General features: G+C 72.6%; 16 protein-coding genes. 3 read left to right on the top strand and 13 right to left on the bottom strand.

Going from position 1 to position 20334, the window contains the following annotated elements; genetic code table 11:
• Window positions 1-120: 120 nt before the first annotated feature.
• The 3 genes from GTY67_RS26585 to rimP all read right to left on the bottom strand — a co-directional run bounded on the left by GTY67_RS26585 (window position 121) and on the right by rimP (window position 2059).
• On the bottom strand, window positions 121-399 hold the full coding sequence (locus GTY67_RS26585; protein ID WP_176727377.1) for a YlxR family protein: 279 nt from the start codon (window positions 397-399) through the stop codon (window positions 121-123).
• Between the two features lie 113 nt (window positions 400-512).
• Entirely contained in the window at window positions 513-1553 is a 1041-nt protein-coding gene (nusA, locus tag GTY67_RS26580; RefSeq protein WP_093686707.1) for a transcription termination factor NusA, read from the bottom strand.
• A gap of 2 nt (window positions 1554-1555) precedes the next feature.
• Window positions 1556-2059: a ribosome maturation factor RimP gene (gene rimP / locus GTY67_RS26575; RefSeq protein ID WP_093686706.1), complete on the bottom strand. Its 504-nt coding sequence runs from the start codon at window positions 2057-2059 to the stop codon at window positions 1556-1558.
• Between the two features lie 176 nt (window positions 2060-2235).
• On the opposite strand from rimP, the gene GTY67_RS26570 reads away from it, so the two are divergent.
• From GTY67_RS26570 to GTY67_RS26560, 3 genes are read left to right on the top strand one after another with little or no spacing between them, the layout of a single operon-like run.
• Window positions 2236-2754: a hypothetical protein gene (locus tag GTY67_RS26570; protein WP_161280533.1), complete on the top strand. Its 519-nt coding sequence runs from the start codon at window positions 2236-2238 to the stop codon at window positions 2752-2754.
• Complete coding sequence (locus GTY67_RS26565; RefSeq protein ID WP_093686704.1) at window positions 2751-3260, top strand: ferritin-like domain-containing protein; 510 nt, start codon at window positions 2751-2753, stop codon at window positions 3258-3260. Before GTY67_RS26570 ends, GTY67_RS26565 begins: the two co-directional genes overlap by 4 nt.
• 29 nt (window positions 3261-3289) lie before the next feature.
• Window positions 3290-4207 (top strand): aminoglycoside phosphotransferase family protein, encoded by a 918-nt coding sequence (locus GTY67_RS26560; RefSeq protein ID WP_161280532.1) that lies wholly within the window; start codon window positions 3290-3292, stop codon window positions 4205-4207.
• 191 nt (window positions 4208-4398) lie between these two features.
• On the opposite strand, the gene GTY67_RS26555 is transcribed toward GTY67_RS26560, so the two are convergent.
• The 10 genes from GTY67_RS26555 to GTY67_RS26510 form a co-directional block, all read right to left on the bottom strand.
• Window positions 4399-6102, bottom strand: coding sequence for a proline--tRNA ligase (locus GTY67_RS26555; RefSeq protein WP_093686702.1), 1704 nt, complete (start codon window positions 6100-6102; stop codon window positions 4399-4401).
• A gap of 69 nt (window positions 6103-6171) precedes the next feature.
• Window positions 6172-6747, bottom strand: a complete 576-nt coding sequence (locus GTY67_RS26550) for a GNAT family N-acetyltransferase (protein WP_093686701.1) — start codon at window positions 6745-6747, stop codon at window positions 6172-6174.
• A gap of 90 nt (window positions 6748-6837) precedes the next feature.
• Complete coding sequence (locus GTY67_RS26545; protein WP_093686700.1) at window positions 6838-7680, bottom strand: GNAT family N-acetyltransferase; 843 nt, start codon at window positions 7678-7680, stop codon at window positions 6838-6840.
• Window positions 7681-7846: 166 nt separating this feature from the next.
• Window positions 7847-9001: a flavodoxin-dependent (E)-4-hydroxy-3-methylbut-2-enyl-diphosphate synthase gene (gene ispG / locus GTY67_RS26540; RefSeq protein ID WP_161280531.1), complete on the bottom strand. Its 1155-nt coding sequence runs from the start codon at window positions 8999-9001 to the stop codon at window positions 7847-7849.
• A 187-nt stretch (window positions 9002-9188) separates the two neighbouring features.
• Complete coding sequence (locus GTY67_RS26535) at window positions 9189-10499, bottom strand: site-2 protease family protein (protein ID WP_093686699.1); 1311 nt, start codon at window positions 10497-10499, stop codon at window positions 9189-9191.
• Window positions 10496-11749 carry a 1-deoxy-D-xylulose-5-phosphate reductoisomerase gene (gene dxr / locus GTY67_RS26530; protein WP_161280530.1) on the bottom strand — a complete coding sequence of 418 codons (1254 nt, stop codon included), beginning with the start codon at window positions 11747-11749 and terminating at the stop codon, window positions 10496-10498. Before dxr ends, GTY67_RS26535 begins: the two co-directional genes overlap by 4 nt.
• A 225-nt stretch (window positions 11750-11974) precedes the next feature.
• Window positions 11975-13930, bottom strand: coding sequence for an acyl-CoA dehydrogenase family protein (locus GTY67_RS26525; RefSeq protein WP_161280529.1), 1956 nt, complete (start codon window positions 13928-13930; stop codon window positions 11975-11977).
• 402 nt (window positions 13931-14332) lie between these two features.
• Window positions 14333-15778: an aldehyde dehydrogenase family protein gene (locus GTY67_RS26520; RefSeq protein ID WP_093686696.1), complete on the bottom strand. Its 1446-nt coding sequence runs from the start codon at window positions 15776-15778 to the stop codon at window positions 14333-14335.
• 180 nt (window positions 15779-15958) lie between these two features.
• Window positions 15959-17533 (bottom strand): PucR family transcriptional regulator, encoded by a 1575-nt coding sequence (locus GTY67_RS26515; protein WP_161280528.1) that lies wholly within the window; start codon window positions 17531-17533, stop codon window positions 15959-15961.
• Window positions 17534-17710: 177 nt separating this feature from the next.
• Window positions 17711-20158: an ATP/GTP-binding protein gene (locus GTY67_RS26510; RefSeq protein WP_161280527.1), complete on the bottom strand. Its 2448-nt coding sequence runs from the start codon at window positions 20156-20158 to the stop codon at window positions 17711-17713.
• Window positions 20159-20334: the final 176 nt, after the last annotated feature.

Here is a 20334-nt window from a genome sequence, read left to right as displayed (position 1 = left end):
CGTCGCTACTTCATGGGCGTACTCATCGCGTACTCATCGAGTGCTCATCGCAATCTCGACCTACTTCCAACTCGCGAGGTACCTGACCGCACGGGGTCCCGTGCCGTTCACTTTCGTTTCTTACGGTGTCGCCCGCTCGACGAACCGCGTGAGTGCCGCGGTGTCGAACGGCCCCTTGGCCTTGAAGGCCCGGGGGAACGCCCGGCGGCGAACCGCCAGGTCGAGACAGACAGAGGTGGGGTGCACATAAGCACCCCGGCCGGGCAGCGTACCGCGTGGATCAGGGGCGCAGGCGCCCTCGTCCACCACGATGCGCAGCAGCTCGCTCTTGGCCGCTCGCTCCCGGCATCCCACACAGGTTCGCTCGGGGCAAGCGCGGGCTTGCGTCCGGCCAGACACGTTTAAGTCTACCTCCCCGTACCGACCTCACCCCTTTGGGGCAAAAATCGAACGGATGTTGTCGTGATCTCAGCGGCGTACGGCCAAGATCTATTCCCTGGAGCGGCTCCGGGTCAACGCCTTTCCGAGCGCTCCCGGGCCCGCTCGGCCCGCTCGCGGTCGGCGGTCTCGCGCTCCTCGTCCGTCTCGGTGTCGGGACGGATGTCGATGCGCCAGCCGGTGAGACGGGCGGCGAGACGGGCGTTCTGGCCCTCCTTGCCGATCGCCAGCGACAGCTGGTAGTCCGGCACGGTGACGCGGGCGGAGCGGGCGCCGAGGTCGACGACCTCGACCTTGCTCACCCGGGCGGGCGAGAGCGCGTTGGCGACCATCTCGGCCGGGTCGTCCGACCAGTCGACGATGTCGATCTTCTCGCCGTGCAGCTCGGCCATGACATTGCGCACACGGCCGCCCATCGGGCCGATGCAGGCGCCCTTGGCGTTGAGGCCCGAACGGGTGGAGCGGACCGCGATCTTGGTGCGGTGGCCGGCCTCGCGGGCGATGGCCTCGATGACCACCGAACCGTCGGCGATCTCGGGGACCTCCAGCGCGAAGAGCTTCTTCACCAGGTTCGGGTGGGTGCGCGAGAGCGTCACCGAGGGGCCGCGGACGCCCTTGGCGACCCGTACGACATACGTACGAAGACGCAGGCCGTGGGTGTACTCCTCGCCCGGGACCTGCTCCTGGACCGGCAGCATGGCCTCCATCTTGCCGATGTCGACCAGGACGTTCTTGGGGTCCTTGCCCTGCTGGACGACGCCGGTGACGACATCGCCCTCGTGGCCCGCGTACTCCCCGAAGGTGCGGTCGTCCTCGGCGTCGCGCAGCCGCTGGAGGATGACCTGCTTGGCGGTGGTCGCGGCGATCCGGCCGAACCCGGAGGGGGTGTCGTCGAACTCCTTGGGCTCCTGGCCCTCTTCGAGGTCGGCCGGGTCCTCCTTGGCCCACACGGTGACGTGGCCGTTCTCGTCGAGTTTCACGCGCGCCCGGCGGTGGCTGCCGTCGGTGCGGTGGTACGCGATGAGGAGGGCCGACTCGATCGCCCCGACGAGCACGTCGAAGGGGATCTCCTTGTCCTGCGCCAAGCCCTTCAAAAGCTTCACATCGATGTCCACGGCTACGCCTCCTCTTCCTTCTTGTCCTTGCGGTTGAATTCGATCTCCACGCGCGCCTTGGCGATCTCGTCGAAGGCGAGGCGGCGGGACGTGGGCTTGCGGCCCTTGACGCCGGGCACTTCGAGGTCCAGCCCGTCCTCGTCCACGGCGAGGATGCGGGCGACCAGCTCACCGGAGCCGTCGGCGGCGAGGTGGAACCTGGCCAGCCGGCCGGTGGCGCGGACGTAGTGGCGGTGCTCGGTCAGCGGGCGGTCGGCGCCGGGGGAGCTGACTTCGAGGACGTACTCGCCCTCGCCCATCGCGTCGGTCTCGTCCAGCTTCTGGGAGATCGCGCGGCTCAGCTCCGCACAGGTGTCCAGCTCCACGCCCTCGTCGGAGTCCACGATGACCCGCAGCACTCCACGTCGGCCGGCCCGGGACACCTCGATCTCCTCGAGGTCCAGCTGCTGCGCGCTGACGAGCGGTTCCAGCAACCCGCGCAGCCTCTCGCTCTGGGTGGTGCTCATCCGGGTGACTCCTCGGCCGCGTGTGCTGTTGTGGGGATCGTCGTGTGTCAGGTCAAAGGGTATCCGGTCGCCAGGGGTGTTGCCGTCCGCCTGCCCTGTCACCGCGGGTACGCTCGCCTGCGGTGATCACTTCAGGACAGATCCTGTCAGGATCGGTCCCGGCCCGAAGGAGAAACGTGCGGCGCACGGGGACGACCCGCAGGGGGGCGCTCACCGCGACGGGGGCTCTCGCACTGGGTGCGGTGCTGACCGGCTGCGGGGAGGACGACAAGAGCACGGGCCGGAGCGGACCCGTACGCACCGAGGCCGAAGCCGTGCGGGTGGAGAAGGCCCTGCGTACGGCGGCGGCGCGCACCGCCGCCCTGACGCTCGCCCACTACGACCTGGCCGCCGAGGCCCACCCCGCCCTCGCGGAGGGCCTGGCGCCCCTGCGGGCGGCCGTACGGGAGCACACCAAGGCCCTGGCGGCGGGTGGCGGGAAGGCCGCCGCCCCACCCGCGCCCGGTCCCGTCTCCGCCGACGCGAAGGCCGCCGTCAAGGAACTGGCCGCCGCCGAGCGCCGCAGGGCCGACGCACACGCCGAGGCGCTGCTCACCGCGGAACCCGAACTGGCCCGCCTGCTGGCCTCGGTGGCCGCCGCCGCGGCGGTCCACGCCTATCTGCTGACCGAGCTGGCCAAGGAGACCGCGTCATGACCCTGCCCTCCGAGGACGAGGCCCCCTCCCCCGCCCTCACCGCCGCCCAGGCCGCGCTCGCCGCCGAACACGCGGCCGTCTACGGGTACGGCGTGCTCGGCGGCCGGGTGGCCGAGAAGCGGCGCACCGAGGCGAACGCGGCGTACGACGGGCACCGCGCACGCCGGGACACGCTCATGCGCACCGTGCGTGACCTGGGCGGTGCGCCGGTCGCCGCGGAGGCCGCGTACGCTCTGCCCTTCGCGGTTACCGACACCGCGTCGGCACTGCGCCTCGCCGCCGTCCTGGAGGACCGGGTGGCGGGCGTGTACTCCGATCTCGTACGGGCCACCGAAGGGCCCGCGCGCGCCGACGCGGCGGGCGCACTGCGGGAGGCGGCCGTGCGGGCGGCCCGCTGGCGGGGCGGCAACGTAGCCTTTCCGGGGCTCGCCGAGCGGGCCCCGGGCGCCGATCCGGCCTCGACGACGGGCCCGGTGGAGGCCGCGGGAGCGGACGGCACGGCCTGACGAGGGACTGGAAAGGGAACAACGGACGTATGGGTTTCGAACCGCCGCAGCGCCTGGTGCGCGCGCTCGGCGAGATGTACGGGGACGGTGCGGCGGCCGACTGGCTGGACCGCCTCCCCACGCTCACCGAACAGGCGATCGACGCCGCCGGGCCGGACCTCACCGTGGAGCGGGTGGCCGCCCCCGGCGGCCGCAGCGCCCTGGTGCTCCTGGTCCGGCGGGCCGACGGGACCCCGGCCGCGCTGAAGATCGCTCCCCCGCGCGCCGAACCGGAGCAGGAGCGGGCGGCGCTGGCGCACTGGAACGGCTGGGGCGCGGTGAAGCTGCTGGACGCGCCCGCCCCCGACGCGTCCGGGGCGCTGCTGCTGGAGCGGCTGCACCACGAGGTGTCGCTGCGTTCGCTGCCGGAGGCCAAGGCCCTGCTGGAGGCGGCGGGCACGGTCCGGCGGCTGTGGGTGGAGCCGCCCGCCGGCCACCCCTTCGAGACGGTGGCCGAGCGGACCGGGCGGCAGACGGAGGGCATGCGGGCGGCCGCCGAGGCCGATCCGGAGCTCGCCCCGCTGGTGGACGCGGCCCTCGCGGCCCGTACGGAGCTGGTCGAGGGCTCCCCCGAACTCCTGCTGCTGCACGGCAACTTCCGCCAGAGCAAGGTGCTCTCCGGCGAGCGCGCGCCCTGGCTGACGGTGGGCCCTGAGCCGCTGGTGGGCGAGCGCGCCTACGACCTGGCGCGGCTGGTGCGGGACCGGGCGGAGGATCTGATCGCCTCCCCCGGCGGCCCGGTGACGGCGCGGCGGCGGGTCAAGAGGCTGGCGGAGTCGCTGGAGGTGGAGCAGGCCCGGCTGCACGGCTGGACGCTGTTCCGGGCGGTCGAGTCGGGGACCCGCGCGCTGGCCGAGGGGCGGCGGCAGATGGGCGAGGTCAACCTGGAGTTCGCGGGCTGGCTGTAACGGTTCGCCGTACGTACGAGGAGGGCCCCGCACGCGGTGTGCGGGGCCCTCCTCGTACGTACGGGATCGGACCGGGACCCTCGCACACCGCGTGCGGGTGCCCTCGTCGTATGCGGTGCACAGGCCGGGACGGAGCGAAGGCCCCCGCGCGGTGCGGGGGCCTTCGCCAGGTCCGTACGTACGGCAGCCGGTCAGGCCAGGTCGGCCGTGAGGCGGGCGATCGCCTCGTCGACGGTCAGCTCCTCGCGCTCGCCGGTGCGGCGGTCCTTCAGCTCCAGGACGCCGTCGGCCGAGCGGCGGCCGGCGACCAGGATCTTCGGCACGCCGATCAGCTCGGAGTCGGTGAACTTCACGCCGGGCGAGACGCCGGGGCGGTCGTCGACCAGGACGCGCAGGCCCGCCGCGTTGAGCTTCTCCGAGACGTCGAGGGCCAGCTCCGTCTGGAGGGCCTTGCCCGCGGCGACGACGTGGACGTCGGCCGGGGCGACCTCGCGGGGCCAGCACAGGCCCTTGTCGTCGGCGGTCTGCTCGGTGAGGGCGGCCACCGCGCGGGAGACGCCGATGCCGTACGAGCCCATCGTGACGCGGACCGGCTTGCCCTGCTGGCCCAGCACGTCCAGCTGGAAGGTGTCGGCGTACTTGCGGCCGAGCTGGAAGATGTGGCCGATCTCGATGGCGCGGTCCAGGGTGAGGCCGGCGCCGCACTTGGGGCAGGGGTCGCCCTCCTCGACCACGACGACGTCGAGGTACTGGTCGACCTCGAAGTCACGGCCCGCGACGACGTTCTTGGCGTGCTTGCCGTCCTTGTTGGCACCGGTGATCCAGGCGGTGCCGGGGGCGACGCGGGGGTCCGCGAGGTAGCGGACCTTCTCCAGGCCCTGGGGGCCGACGTAGCCGCGTACGAGGTCGTCACGGCCGACGAAGTCCTCGGCGGTGACCAGCTCCACGACGGCGGGCGCCAGGTGCTCGCCGAGCTTGCCGAGGTCGACCTCGCGGTGGCCGGGGACGCCGACGGCCACGATCTCGCCGTCCACCTTGACCAGCAGGTTCTTCAGGGTGGCCGAGGCGGGGACGCCCAGGTGCGCGGCGAGGGTCTCGATGGTCGGGGTGTCGGGGGTGTCCAGCTCCTCGACCGCGCCGTGCGCCGAGCCGTCGACCGGGGCGAGCGCGAAGGTCACGGCCTCGGTGTTGGCGGCGTAGTCGCAGTTGGGGCAGTCCGCGAAGGTGTCCTCCCCGGCGGCGGCGGGCGCCAGGAACTCCTCGGAGGCCGAGCCGCCCATCGCGCCGGAGACGGCGGAGACGATGCGGTGGTCCAGGCCCAGGCGCTCGAAGATCTTGATGTACGCGGCCCGGTGCAGGGCGTAGGAGTGCGCGAGGCCCTCGTCGGTGGTGTCGAAGCTGTACGAGTCCTTCATCTGGAACTCGCGGCCGCGGAGCACACCGGAGCGGGGGCGCGCCTCGTCGCGGTACTTCGTCTGGATCTGGTAGAGCATCACCGGCAGGTCCTTGTAGGACGTGCACTGGTCCTTGACGGTCTGGGTGAAGATCTCCTCGTGGGTCGGGCCGAGGAGGTAGTCGCCGCCCTTGCGGTCCTGGAGGCGGAAGAGCAGGTCGCCGTACTCCTCCCAGCGGCCGGACGCCTCGTAGGGCTCCTTGGGCAGCAGGGCGGGGAGCAGGACCTCCTGGGCGCCGATGGCGTCCATCTCCTCGCGGACCACGTTGGAGATGTTGTCCAGGACCTTCTTGCCGAGCGGCAGCCAGGACCAGATGCCGGCCGCGTTGCGGCGCACGTACCCGGCGCGGACCAGCAGCTTGTGGCTGAGCGTCTCGGCGTCCGCCGGGTCGTCGCGCAGTGTCTTGATCATCAATCGGGACATGCGCTGGACCTGGGCCATGATGAACTCCTGCTCGCAAGGGTGGTGAGCCCGAGGTTAGCCGGGGGGTGCGGGCAGGCGGAAATCGATTCAGCCCCGGGGCCGCCGGAGCGGCAGGGGCGCGCCCATCACCGCGTACGGCAGCGGGGCGCTGGGGAAGACCACCTGGCGGGCCAGGTCGCGGTAGCCGAGGGCGCGGTAGAGGGCGCGGGCGGGGCTGTCCTTGTCGATCGCGGAGAGGATCGACCGGGGGTGCGGGACGCCGTCGGTGATGGTGGTGATCAGGGTGCGGCCGAGGCCGTGCTGCTGGTGGTCGGGGTGGACGTGCAGCTCGGTGATGACGAAGGAGTCGTCCAGCCAGCCGTCGGAGCCGGTGGCCCGCAGGTAGGGCTCCACGACGGTGGACCACCAGTGGGCGCGGTCGTTGGGCAGCCCGTAGACGAAGCCGACGAGCCGCCCGTCGGGGGTGAGGGCGCCGAGCGCGCGGGCCCCGGGGTGGTCGAGGTGGCGCAGGACGATGTGGCGGCGTACGTCGATCTCGTCCTGGCTGAGCCCGAAGGCGGCGGCCTGGACGTGGAGGGCTTCGTCGACGCGTGCGGCCAGGTCGATGGGGCCGACCTCGATGCCGGGGTCCGCGGGGCCGTTCCCGGTGACTGCTGGTGCCATGCGCGAACCCTACTGGCCGGGGCGGTGGGGCCGGAACGCGCGGCGGCCGGGAAGAGACCCCCGTACGGGCAGCTCAGACGTATGGGCCGCTCAGAACAGAACGCTCATGAAGGTGCCCGTCTCGCGGAAGCCGACGCGGTGGTAGGCCTTGCGGGCGGGGGTGTTGTAGTCGTTCACGTAGAGGCTGACGACGGGGGCGACGTCGGCGAGGGCATAGCGCAGGACGGCGGCCATGCCGGTCTCGGAGAGGCCCTTGCCGCGGTGTTCGGGGGCGACCCAGACGCCCTGGATCTGGCAGGCCTGGGTGGTGGCGGCGCCGATCTCCGCCTTGAAGACGACCTTGCCGTCGTCGATGCGGGCGAAGGAGCGTCCGGCGCCGATGAGTTCGGCGACCCGGGCCTGGTAGAGGAGGCCGCCGTCCCCGGCGAGCGGGGAGATGCCGACCTCCTCGGTGAACATCGCCACGCAGGCCGGCATCAGGACCTCGGTCTCGTCCTTGCGGATGCGGCGGACGAGCGGGTCGGGGGTCACGTCGGCGGACGGGCTCTCGGTGACCATGAGGGGCTGGTTGGCGCGGACCTCGCGGGCGGGTCCCCAGCCCGGCTCCAGCAGGCGCCAGAGCAGGGCGGTGGGTTCGGCGGGGCCGACGATGGAGGAGCAGCGGCGGCCGGCCCGGCGGGCCCGGTCGGCGAAGGCGCGTACGGCTTCGGGCCCGGCGCAGATGGGTACCAGGTTGGCACCGGCGTAGCAGAGGGAGCGGAGCCTGCCGTCGGCGTACCAGCCCCACATCTCGCCGCCGAGGCGCCAGGGATCGAGTCCCGCGACCTGCACGCGGGACGTGACGAAGGCGTTGGCCACGGGCTCGCTCTCCAGGATGGCGAGCGCTGCGCCGAGGTCGCTGGGTTCGAGGACCCGGGTGGTGGTCTGCGTCAACACGAGGGGGCCTCACCATGCGGTCTGCTGATTTCCGCACTGTACCCAACAAGGCCGGAGAACGCTGCCCGGGTCCGGAAGCGGGCTCTCGGACCGGCCGTGGACACGCCGCCGCCCCGCCGGGCACGAGGCTCGGCGGGGCGGTGGGAACCGTCGAAGACGCAGGTCAGCTGATGGAGACCTGGGGCTCGCCCGAGGCGATGCCGTCCTTCTCCATCTGCTCGGCGATCTTGAGGGCTTCCTCGATGAGGGTCTCGACGATCTTCGACTCGGGGACGGTCTTGATGACCTCGCCCTTGACGAAGATCTGGCCCTTGCCGTTGCCGGAGGCGACCCCGAGGTCGGCCTCGCGGGCCTCGCCGGGGCCGTTGACGACGCAGCCCATGACCGCGACGCGCAGCGGGACCTCCATGCCCTCCAGACCGGCGCTGACCTGGTCGGCGAGCTTGTAGACGTCGACCTGGGCGCGGCCGCAGGAGGGGCAGGAGACGATCTCCAGGCGGCGCTGCTTGAGGTTCAGCGCCTCCAGGATCTGGAGGCCGACCTTGACCTCCTCGGCGGGCGGGGCCGAGAGGGAGACGCGGATGGTGTCGCCGATGCCCTCGGAGAGCAGGGCACCGAAGGCGACGGCCGACTTGATGGTGCCCTGGAACGCCGGTCCGGCCTCGGTGACGCCGAGGTGGAGCGGGTAGTCGCTCCGGGCGGCGAGCTGGCGGTAGGCGTTGACCATGACGACCGGGTCGTTGTGCTTGACCGAGATCTTGATGTCGCCGAAGCCGTGCTCCTCGAAGAGGGACGCCTCCCACAGGGCGGACTCGACGAGGGCCTCGGGGGTGGCCTTGCCGTACTTCTTCAGGAGCCGCGCGTCCAGGGAGCCGGCGTTGACGCCGATCCGGATCGGGGTGCGGGTCTCGGAGGCCGCCTTGGCGATCTCCTTGACCTTGTCGTCGAACTGCTTGATGTTGCCGGGGTTCACCCGGACCGCCGCGCAGCCCGCGTCGATCGCGGCGAAGACGTACTTCGGCTGGAAGTGGATGTCGGCGATCACCGGGATCTGCGACTTGCGGGCGATCGTGGCGAGGGCGTCGGCGTCGTCCTGGGTCGGGCAGGCCACCCGGACGATCTGGCAGCCGGAGGCCGTCAGCTCGGCGATCTGCTGGAGGGTGGCACCGATGTCCGACGTACGTGTCGTCGTCATCGACTGCACGGAAACGGGCGCGTCACCGCCGACCGCGACCGAGCCGACCTGGATCTGTCGGCTGACCCGTCGGTCGGCGAGCTTGGTCGGAACGGCCGGCATTCCGAGAGAAATCGCAGTCATGCGCTGTGCATCCCCAAGGTGTGGATCAAGGTCCCGATGTCGGCGGGCTCCAGGCTTCGAGGTTACGGCACCGGAGCCGGGGCGCACGCACCGTACGGACAAGTCAACCAGATGGTGACCGACCGGACACGACGCGTGTGCCCGGCGGCCACTTCTGGGGCGGATGAGGCGTTCACTTATCGGACCATCAGGTGATCTTGACCGGATTCACGATGTCGGCCACCAGGACCAGCAGCGTGAAGCAGATGAAGAGCCCGGCGACCACATAGGCGACCGGCATCAGCTTGGCCACGTCGAACGGGCCCGGGTCGGGGCGCCGGAAGACCTTGGCCACATTGCGCCGCAGCGACTCCCAGAGCGCGCCCGCGATGTGCCCCCCGTCCAGTGGGAGCAGCGGCAACATGTTGAACAGGAACAACGACAGGTTGAACCCCGCCAGCAGGAACAGCATCATCGCGACCTGGTTCTGCGCCGGGATGTCGAGGTTCATCACCTCGCCGCCGATCCGGGCGGCGCCCACGACACCGACCGGTGAGTCGTCGGCGCGCTGGCCGTCGCTGAACGCCGCGTTCCACAGGTCCGGGATCTTGGAGGGCAGCGCGATGATCGCGTCGACACCGTTCTCGATCATGTCGCCCATGCGCACGACGGAGTCGCCGAAGGAGAGCGGCACGATCTCGGTCTGGGCGGCGAAGCCGAGGTAGCCCGCCTTGATGTACTGGTCCGGGATGACATCGCCCCTGCCGTCCTTCTTCGCGACGGCGTTCTCCCGCAGGACGGCGTTGAGGGTGACCTCCTGGCCGCCGCGCTCCACGGTGATGGTGGCGGGGCCGATGGTGTTGCGGATGCGGTCCGAGAGCGTGGCCCAGTCGTCGACCTTCTGCCCGTCGAAGGCGACGATCCTGTCGCCCTCCTGGAGCCCCGCGGCCTTGGCCGGGGAGACCGGGTCGGTGCTCTTGCAGGTGTCGCGCTTCTCGCTCTGCGAGATCACACACTGCTGTACGCCGGCGACCTCGGTGGTCTGCGTCTGGAAGCCGAAGGTCATCGCGACGCCCATGAAGATCGCGACGGCGAGGATCAGGTTCATGAACGGGCCGGCGAACATCACGATGACGCGCTTCCACGGCTTGCGCGTGTAGAAGAGCCGCTTCTCGTCGCCGGGCTCCAGCTCCTCGTACGCGGCGGAGCGGGCGTCCTCGATCATGCCGCGCCACGGCGAGGTGGAGCGGGCTTCGAGGCGGCCGTCGGCGCCGGGCGGGAACATCCCGATCATGCGGATGTAGCCGCCGGCCGGGATGGCCTTGATGCCGTACTCGGTGTCGCCCTTCTGCTTCGACCAGATCGTCGGGCCGAATCCGACCATGTACTGCGGCACCCGGATGCCGAACATCTTGGCCGTGGAGAGGTGGCCCAGCTCGTGCCAGGCGATGGAGAACAGCAGGCCCACGACGAAGACGGCGATCCCCAGGACCGTCAGCAGGATCGAGGTCAGACTCATGCGCGCGCCTCCGCTGTCGCTTTCGCCGAGAGTTCCCGGGCCCGTGCGCGGGCCCAGGTTTCCGCTTCGAGGACGTCCGCGAGGCTGAGCGGGGTTCCCGGGGCGGGGGTGCCGTGTTCGGTCACCACAGCGGTGACCGTATCCATGATTCCGTTGAACGGCAGCTGTCCGGCGAGGAAGGCGTCCACGCACTCCTCGTTGGCCGCGTTGAAGACGGCGGGTGCCGTGGAGCCGAGCGTACCGACATGGCGGGCGAGGGCGACCGACGGGAAGGCCTCGGTGTCCAGCGGGAAGAACTCCCACGTGGACGCCTTCGACCAGTCGAAGGCGGGGGCCGCGTCCGGGACCCGCTCGGGCCAGCCGAGGCCGATGGCGATGGGTCCGCCCATGTCGGGCGGGGTGGCCTGGGCGAGGGTGGAGCCGTCGGTGAACTCGACCATGGAGTGCACGTAGGACTGCGGGTGGACCACGACCTCGATGCGGTCGAAGGGGATGTCGTAGAGGAGGTGCGCCTCGATGACCTCAAGCCCCTTGTTGACGAGCGTCGCGGAGTTGATCGTGATGACCGGGCCCATCGCCCAGGTGGGGTGGGTCAGGGCCTGCTCGCGGGTGACGTCGGCCAGCTCCTCGCGCGTACGGCCCCGGAAGGGCCCGCCGGAGGCGGTGACGACGAGCTTGCGGACATCGGAGCGTTTACCGGCCGCCAGGGCCTGGAAGAGCGCGGCGTGCTCGGAGTCGACCGGGATGATCTGGCCGGGGGCGGCGAGCGCCTTCACCAGCGGGCCGCCGACGATCAGCGACTCCTTGTTGGCCAGGGCGAGCGTGCGGCCCGCCTTCAGCGCGGCCAGCGTCGGGGCGAGCCCGATGGAGCCGGTGATCCCGTTGAGCACGGTGTGGCAGTCGCTCGCGGCGAGGGTGGCCGCCGCGTCGGGCCCGGCGAGGAGTTCGGGGAGCGGCTCCCCGGCCCCGTACCGCTCACGCAGCGCCTCACGCAGGGCGGGGACGGCGCCCGGGTCGGCGACGGCGACCGCGTTCACCCGCAGGAGGTGCGCCTGCTCGGCGAGGAGGGCGGTCCGGCCGCCGGCGGCGGAGAGCGCGGTGACCCGGAAGCGGTCGGGGTTGCGCAGGACCAGGTCGATGGCCTGGGTGCCGATGGACCCGGTGGAGCCGAGGATCACCAGATCCCGGCGGCCGTCCGCGGTGTCGAAGAGGAGATGCGGATCGGCGAGGGGGGCGGGGCTGTCGCTCATACCCCCCATTGTTGCCGCTCCGGCTGTGCGTGGGGACAGCGCGTCCCGGTGGGGCGGGGATTCGGTACGGAGGGGGCGCGCCCGGCGTACGGACGCGCCCCCTGTGGGAGCTGTGCTCCGGGCTTCCGGGTCACGGCCCCGGGTCGCGGACCGGCGGGCTCCGGTCAGCGCACCGGCGGGCTCCTGGTCAGCGCACCGGCCGGGTCGCGGACCGGCAGGCTCCGGTCAGCGCACCGGCCGGTGCTGGTTCTCCCGGGCGGAGGGCCCGGGGGCGGCGTCCGCGATCCAGGGCCCTTCGCCGCTGGGGTCGATGACGCCCTCCTCCAGCCAGGTGTACGTACCGGAGAGCACGCCGTCCACCACACGCCGGTCCAGGTCGTCGGTGTTGGACCACAACCGGCCGAACAACTCCTCCACCCGGACGCGGGACTGGCGGCAGAAGGCGTCGGCGAGCTGGTAGGCCTCACGGCCGTGCTCCCCGGCGCCCCGCAGATGCTCGGCGCGGACGCAGGCGGCGGACATGGCGAAGAGTTCGGCGCCGATGTCGACGATCCGGCCGAGGAAGCCCTGCTTGGTCTCCATCCGGCCCTGCCAGCGGGACATGGCGTAGAAGGTGGACCGGGCGAGCTTGCGCGAGGAGCGCTCCACATACCGGAGGTGGCCGGAGAGGTCGCGGTGGCCGGCAGGGTTGAACTCGCCGTACGTACGCGGAAGTTGCCCGGCCCCGGTGACGAGCTGGGGCAGCCAGCGGGCGTAGAACCCGGCCGCGTTGGCACCCGCCTTGGCCTTGTCGGCGAGCGCCTTCTCCGGGTCGATGATGTCCCCGGCGACCTTGAGGTGGGCGTCGACGGCCTCGCGGGCGATCAGCAGGTGCATGATCTCGGTGGAGCCCTCGAAGATCCGGTTGATCCTCATGTCCCGGAGCATCTGCTCGGCCGGAACGGCCCGCTCCCCGCGGGCGGCCAGCGACTCGGCGGTCTCGAAGCCGCGCCCGCCGCGGATCTGGACCAGTTCGTCGGCGATGAGCCAGCCCATCTCGGAGCCGTACAGCTTGGCGAGGGCGGCCTCGATACGGATGTCGTTGCGGTCCTCGTCGGCCATCTGCGAGGAGAGGTCGACGATCGCCTCCAGGGCGAAGGTGGTGGCCGCGATGAAGGAGATCTTCGCCCCGACCGCCTCATGCTTCGCGACGGGCCGCCCCCACTGCTCCCGTACGGCGGACCATTCGCGGGCGATCTTCAGACACCACTTCCCCGCCCCGACACACATGGCGGGCAGCGAGAGGCGCCCGGTGTTGAGGGTGGTCAGCGCGATCTTCAGCCCGGCGCCCTCGGGCCCGATCCGGTTCACGGCGGGGACCCGGACCTGATGGAAGCGGGTGACGCCGTTCTCGATGCCGCGCAGCCCCATGAAGGCGTTGCGGTGCTCCACGGTGACGCCGGGGGCGTCGGCCTCGACGACGAAGGCGGTGATGCCGCCGGGGTGCCCCTCGGAAGCAGGAACCCGAGCCATGACGACCAACAGATCGGCGACAACACCATTGGTGGTCCAGAGCTTCACCCCGTCCAGCAGGTAGTCGTTCCCGTCGGGCACGGCGGTGGTGGCGAGCCGGGCGGGGTCGGAGCCGACGTCGGGCTCGGTCAGCAGGAACGCGGAGATGTCGGTGGTGGCGAGCCGGGGCAGGAAGGCGTCCTTCTGCTCCTGGGTGCCGAAAATCTTCAGCGGCTGCGGTACGCCGATCGACTGATGCGCCGAGAGCAGCGCCCCGATGGCGGGGCTCGCGGAGCCGACGAGGGCGAGGGCCTTGTTGTAGTACACCTGGGTGAGCCCGAGCCCGCCGTACTTGGTCTCGATCTTCATGCCCAGCGCCCCGAGCTCCTTGAGCCCGCGGACCACCTCGTCAGGGATCTTCGCCTCGCGCTCGATCCGCGCGCTGTCGATGTGCGCCTCGCAGAAGGCCCGCAGCCGCGCGAGGAACTCCTCACCGCGCCGGATGTCATCGGGCGGTGGCAGGGGGTGCGGATGGATCAGATCAAGCCGGAACCGCCCCAGGAACAGCTCCTTGGCGAAGCTGGGCTTGCGCCAGTCCTGCTCACGGGCGGCCTCGGCGACCCGGCGCGCCTCACGCTCGGTGACCTTGGGCGCTTTGGGGACCTGGGGGGTGTTGTGTGGTGCGGACATGAGGGCCTCACCTCGCCGCGCATCACCAGGACGGACGGGCACCTGGGCACACGGACTGCTAGTCGCTGCCTACTGATCCGTATGTAACCCCTGTACCCGCTGTTCGGCACCCGCACCAGCCCTCGCGCACGGGGTGGGGGCTGGTGGGGCGAAGGGGATCGAACATCCGCAGACGGACTTCTCCCGCGACGCCCCGACAGCGACGGCTCGTGCGGATCCGGGGCGGGCTCATGTCCGTCCTCGGCCTCTCCGCCCTGGTGCTGAGCGCCACGGTCCCGGTGCCACCGAGCGCCGGCACAGGAACGGCCGGAGCCCCCGCACAGTGGGCTCCGGCCGTTCTCTTGCGTGCCCCGCCCGCGCCCGCTGTCCAGGCGGGGGCTCGGGCGGGGTCGTCCGGGGGTGTTACAGGGCGAGGCCCGTGAGGACCAGGACGCGCTCGTAGGTGTAGTCGTCCATCGCGTAGCGGACGCCCTCGCGGCCGACGCCGGACTGCTTGGCGCCGCCGTACGGCATCTGGTCGGCGCGGTACGAGGGCACGTCGCCGATGATCACGCCGCCCACCTCAAGGGCGCGGTGGGCGCGGAAGGCGGTCTGGAGGTCGTGGGTGAACACGCCTGCCTGGAGGCCGTACTTGGAGGAGTTGACGGCGGCGAACGCCTCCGCCTCGCCGTCGACCTTCTGGAGGGACATGACCGGGCCGAAGACCTCTTCGCAGGAGAGCTTCACGTCGTCGGGGAGGCCGGACAGAACCGTCGGGGCGTACGTGGCGCCGTCGCGCTTGCCGCCGGTGAGGAGTTCGGCGCCCGCCTCGACCGCCTCGTCGACCCAGGACTCGACGCGCTTGGCCGCGTCCTCGCTGACCAGGGGGCCCACGTCCGTCGTGGCGTCGGACGGGTCGCCGGTGACCAGGGCCTCGACGGCCGCGACGATCTTCGGGACGAGCCGGTCGTAGACCGAGGCGTCCGCGATGACGCGCTGCACCGAGATGCAGGACTGGCCGCCCTGGTAGTTGGAGAACGTGGCGATCCGGGTCGCCGCCCAGTCCAGGTCCTCGTCCGAGGCGTAGTCGCCGAGGACGACCGCCGCGCCGTTGCCTCCCAGCTCCAGGGTGCAGTGCTTGCGGGGCACCGACTCCATGATCGCGTAACCGACCGGGCCCGAGCCGGTGAAGGAGATGACCGGGAGGCGCTCGTCCTGGACCAGGGCGGGCATCTTGTCGTTCGGGACCGTCAGGACGGACCAGGAGCCCGCCGGGAGGTCGGTCTCGGCCAGCAGTTCGCCGAGGATGAGCGAGGAGATCGGGGTCGCCGGGGCCGGCTTCAGGATGATCGGGGCGCCCACCGCGATGGCCGGGGCCACCTTGTGGGCGCTGAGGTTGAGGGGGAAGTTGAAGGGGGCGATGCCCAGGACCGCCCCGCGCGGGAAGCGGCGGGTCAGGCCGAGGCGGCCGGTGCCGCCCAGGTCGGTGTCCAGGCGCTGCGCTTCGCCGCCGTTGAAGCGGCGGGCTTCCTCGGCCGCGAACCGGAACACCGAGACCGCCCGGCCGACCTCGCCGCGCGCCCACTTGATCGGCTTGCCGTTCTCCGCCGAGATCAGCTGCGCGATCTCCTCGGTGCGCTCCCCCAGCCGCCGTACGACGTGGTCGAGGGCCGCGGCCCGCACGTGCGCCGGGGTCGCGGCGAACTCGTCGCGTACGGCGTGGGCGGCGGCGACGGCCTCCTCGACCTGGGCGTCGGTCGGCACGCTGACGGTGCCGACGAGGCGTCCGTCGTACGGGTTGGTGACGTCGAAGCTGTCGGCACCGGTGGCCTGGCGGCCGGCCACCCAGAAGGCGTGGGGCGAAGTCATGGAGGTTCCGGCCCTTCGGAGGTCGTGAGCGTGAGGAGGTCGTGACGGAAGTCGTGGGTGCCCGGGAGGCTCCCCCTTGTGGCTCCACGGTAGGGCTGGGAGGGTGCGATCGCGTTTAGCCGGGGTGGAGTGGGGTGGGCGTCCGGTGCTCCGGATTGTCGGAGACGGTGGTGCGGGCGCTCACTCCTCGGCCGGTGCCGCCGCCTCCGTCGCCTTCAGCGCGAGCCACAGCTCCATCCGGGCGTCCGGGTCGTCCAGTGAGCGGCCCAGGATCTCCTCCACCCGGCGCATCCGGTAGCGCAGGGTGTGCCGGTGCACGCCCAGGTCGGCGGCGGCCGCGTCCCACTGGCCGTGGCGGGAGAGCCAGGCGCGCAGGGAGGCCACGAGGTCGCCCCGGCCCTTGGCGTCGTGCTCGTACAGGGCGCGGAGCATGCCGTCGGCGAAGGCCCGTACGGCGTCGTCGGCCAGGAGCGGGAGCACCGAACCGGCCGCCAGCTCCTCGTGTTCGACCAGGGCCCTGCCCCGGCGGCGGGCGACCGAGAGAGCCTGTTCGGCCTGCTTGTACGCGGCGGAGACCGCGATCGGGCCGCAGGGGGCTGAGAGGCCGACCACCACGTCGCTGTCCTCGGCGCCGCCTTCGCGCGGGGCGCGGTCGTCCTGGGCCTCGGCGTAGGCCGCGCAGGCGGCGACGGCCGTACCGCCGTCGGCCGCCAGCACCACGACGCGCTCGCCCTCCGGGACCATGAGCACCGCCTCGCCGGAGCGGGCGGCGGCGGCCTCCATCGTCTCGGTGAGCAGCTCGAAACCGGCGGGTGCGGCCGCCTCCGCGATCAGCAGCCGGAAGGGGGCGTCGAGGAGGCCGCCGTAGAGGTCTCCGGCGACCGCCCGGGCGTGGTCGGGCTGCCCGGCCAGGAGCATGCGCAGGACGGCGGCGCCCAGGCGCTGTTCGGCGCCCTGGAGCGAGCGGGAGCGGGCGGTGGTGAGGGTGAGCAGGGCGACGGCGGAGTGGACGGCGTACCGCTCGGCGGTTCCCAGCGCCGCTCCCGTACCGACGGCCAGCGCTCCGCGTGCCCGGCGGCCGGTGCCCAGCGACTGGAGTTCGACCCGGTCCTCGCTGTCGCCGACGACGACGCTGGCGGGCGCGGGTCTGTCCCGGAGGCGTTCGACGTCGGGGATGAGGCGGGCGGCGCGGCGGGCGGCCCAGTCGGGGGCGGTTGCGAGCACCGCGCCGGAGGTGTCGTACAGCGCCGCCCAGCCGTCGATGTGGGCGGCGAGGCGGGCCAGGAGGTCGGCGGGGCCGTCCCCGGCGAGTGCGGCCTTCGTCAGCTCGCGCTGGGCCTCGAAACCGGCGGTGACCGCTCGGTACTGGTCGGCGGCGATGGCGGCGGAGACGGCCTTGCTGATGGCGAGGAACGGGGTGCGGCGGGGGACTTCGAGGAGCGGCAGGCCCGCTTCCTCGGCGGCGTCGACGAGGGCGGCCGGGATGTCGTCGTAGTTCACGCCGACCGCGAAGCCGACGCCCGCGACCCCCGCTCCGGCCAGCCGCCGTACGTACCGCCGCATGGACTCGGTGTTCTCGGCGTCCAGGTTGGTGGCGGTCACCAGGAGCAGTTCGCCGCCGTCCATGTACGGGACGGGGTCGGCGAGTTCGCTGGCGTGGGCCCAGCGCACGGGGGTGTCGAGGCGGTCCGCCCCCGCCCGCACCGTGAGCTTGAGCGCCGAGTGCTGGACGAGCGAGGCGAGCGTGGGGGGCATGGGACCGGGAACCCTCGGTGTCGGAGACGCGTGACCGGCGAGGGGTTTCGCCGGCCCGATCGGTGGTCGGTGGTCGGTGATTGCGCCGTCGCGTATGAACGGCTGCCACCGATTCTGCCAGGGCGGCAGAGTTCCTGTAACCGCTCTCAGCCGTCCCCGTTCCCCGAGGGGCGTTTCTCAGCCGCCCAGCTCCACCAGCAGCGGCGGCGCGTGCTCGCCCTCGACCGTCGTCAGCCGGATCACCGCGTGCCCGGCCGGGACCGCGTACGCCAGCTCCGAGGCCGACCAGCGCTCCTTCTCCACCTGCCGTACGGTCACCGCGTCCGTGGTCACCGCCTTGCCCGTGACCAGCTTGCGCAGCGCGTGCATGGCGCGGGTGAACGGCTGGTCGGCGAAGACGGTGTGCTGGGCGACCTCGCGGGTCTCCACCCACTCCTTGCCCCAGGACTCGGCGAACCGCTTGCCGTCCCAGGTGGTGATGCCGGAGAAGGCGGCCGTGCAGCCGACCGCGCCGAGCAGCGGGGTGTGCAGGGCTTCGGGGACGTCGTCGACGGTACGGAGGGTGAGGACGGCTCCCGCGTTGACCGAGCGGAGCCTGCGGATGCCGCGTACGGTCTCGGCGGTCACCGCGTGGGTCGCGTCGTCCAGGACCAGGCCGACGAAGAGCGTGGTGTCGGTGCGGGCGGCGGTGATCGCGGTGAACTGGGCGAGCAGCAGCCGGGTGAGGAGGCGGGAGGCCTCCGCGTGGCCGCGTTCCGGCAGGTCGACGCGGACCCGCAGCGGGTACTGGCCGAGCGAGCGCAGCGCGAAGGGGCGGGCGTCCGGGCCGGTGGCGAAGAACCCGGCGAACGCGGGCCGGTCCAGCAGCGCCACCCGGTCCGCGAGGGCCGGGGCGGGGTCGCCCGGGCCGCCCGCCTGCCGGGTGCGGGCCTCCAGCTCGCGGAGCATCGCCTGGTGTCCGGCGGCTTCGAGGGTGGCCCGGAGTGCGGCGATGGCCTGCGGGGAGCCGTCGAGGAGTTCGCGCAGTTCCGGTACGGAGGGGAAGTGTCCGTGGGCCGTCCGGTACGGGCCGAGCAGCTGGGCGAGGACGGTGGCGGCGCGGCGGCTGTCCAGGCTGCCGACATCGCCGACGAGCCCTTCCGCCAGGACGGCGGCGGCCTCGTCGGGGTCGGTCGTGCCACCGTAGAGGTCGAGGTCGTGGGCGGAGGCGGGGTCGCCGACGCGTACGACGACGTCGAAGGCCTCGTCCGGGCCGAGCGGGCTGCCTGTGGCGCCGACGGCGAGGACGGCCGCCTGCCCGGCCAGGGCGCGCAGGCCGAGGGCCTCGACGACCGGGCGCACCAGCCGGGCGGACTTCCCGGAGCCGGGCGGGCCGACGGCCAGCAGCGAGGTGCCGAGCAGGGTCGGGTCGAGGGCGAGGCCGATGGTCCGGCGGGGGTAGGGGTTGTGCGGGTCGTCGGCGCAGCGGCCGATCCTGACCTGGCCGGTGAGCACGTCGTGGCGGGCGGTGCGGCGGGGCAGGTCGCGGTGGCCCGAGGGGTGCAGGGCGGCCGCTCCCCCGGTGCGCAGGACGGCCTCGGCGAGGGGGGCGAGCCGGTCGGGGCTGCGGGTGGCCTGCGCCCAGGCGTGGCGGAGCCGGGCCACGTCCACGTCGTTCATCCGGCCGGTGCGGACCTCGGCGGTGAGGGTGTCCGCCGCGTCGGTCCAGCCCGCCGCGCGCAGCTCGGGCCACCGGTCGGCGGAGGTCGCGGTGGCGGGGGGCGGGGCGTCGGCCGGGGCCGGTGCGGCGGTGCCCCGGCGGGCGGCGATCAGCTCGCACCAGCGGCCCAGGCGGGCGAAGGGGTACAGGAGGGCCGCGACGATCAGGGCGTAGATCACGTAGACGGCGGTCGGGCTCCGGTAGAGCCCGTCGCCCGCGACGGCGGCGACCAGGAACAGGACCGGACGGACGACCGGCAGGGTCTCCTTCCAGACCAGGAGCTGGGTGAAGCCCGCGGCGACGGCCGCCGCGAGAGCGAGGAAGGGCTGTCCCCGACTCACGACGTGGCGGCGGAAGAGCTCGGAGAAATTGCCGATCCGGCCGCAGCCGTACACGAGCAGGCCGAAGAGGAGCGCTTCGTACACGGCGAGGGCCTTGGAGCCCTCGACGGTGCGGGGGCCGCCGGAGATTCCCGGCCTCCACCACTCGCCCGGGGTGAAGAGCTTCAGGGGGACGAGCCGGTACGGGAGGTAGCCGTTGCGCCAGAGCGACCAGAGGAGGAGGGCGGAGAGGAGGGTGATGACGGCGCCAACGAGGAGGGAGCGGTCGGAGACCTCGTCGCCCTGCTCGGGCGGGCGCGGCGTGAACCCGAACCGCCAGACGCCGGGGGCCTGCGGGGGGCGGGGCGTGCGCAGCCAGGCGTCGAGGGCGGGGGCCCCGGCCGTCGGCTGTTCGACGGGGGGCGGCGGGGCGGCGGGGCGGGCGGGGGGCGGCCCGGGCGGGGGCGGCGGGGCGGTCCAGGCGGAGGGCTGCCCACCCCACGACGCCCCCGGGTCCGCAGGCGACTCCACCCGCGGCGGCCCCGCCGGCCCGGGCACCCTGTCCGCGCCCGTGCCCCGTACGCCGCGCGTGCCCTCGTCTTCCATGAACCACTGCCCCCTTGACCTGCCGGGTCCATCCGCTGCCCCGGTCAATCTAGTGCGCGCGCACGGGGAGTTCAGCAACCCGCCCGAACAGTGACCGTCCCGGACCGGCCCGTGGCCTCATCGCACCAGGTCGGCAGGGGCATCGGCGGGCGGGATCCGGCCGGCGCCCCGCCATC

The organism is Streptomyces sp. SID8374 (assembly GCF_009865135.1).
Taxonomy (GTDB): domain Bacteria; phylum Actinomycetota; class Actinomycetes; order Streptomycetales; family Streptomycetaceae; genus Streptomyces.
This window is presented reverse-complemented; position numbering and strand designations above follow the sequence as displayed.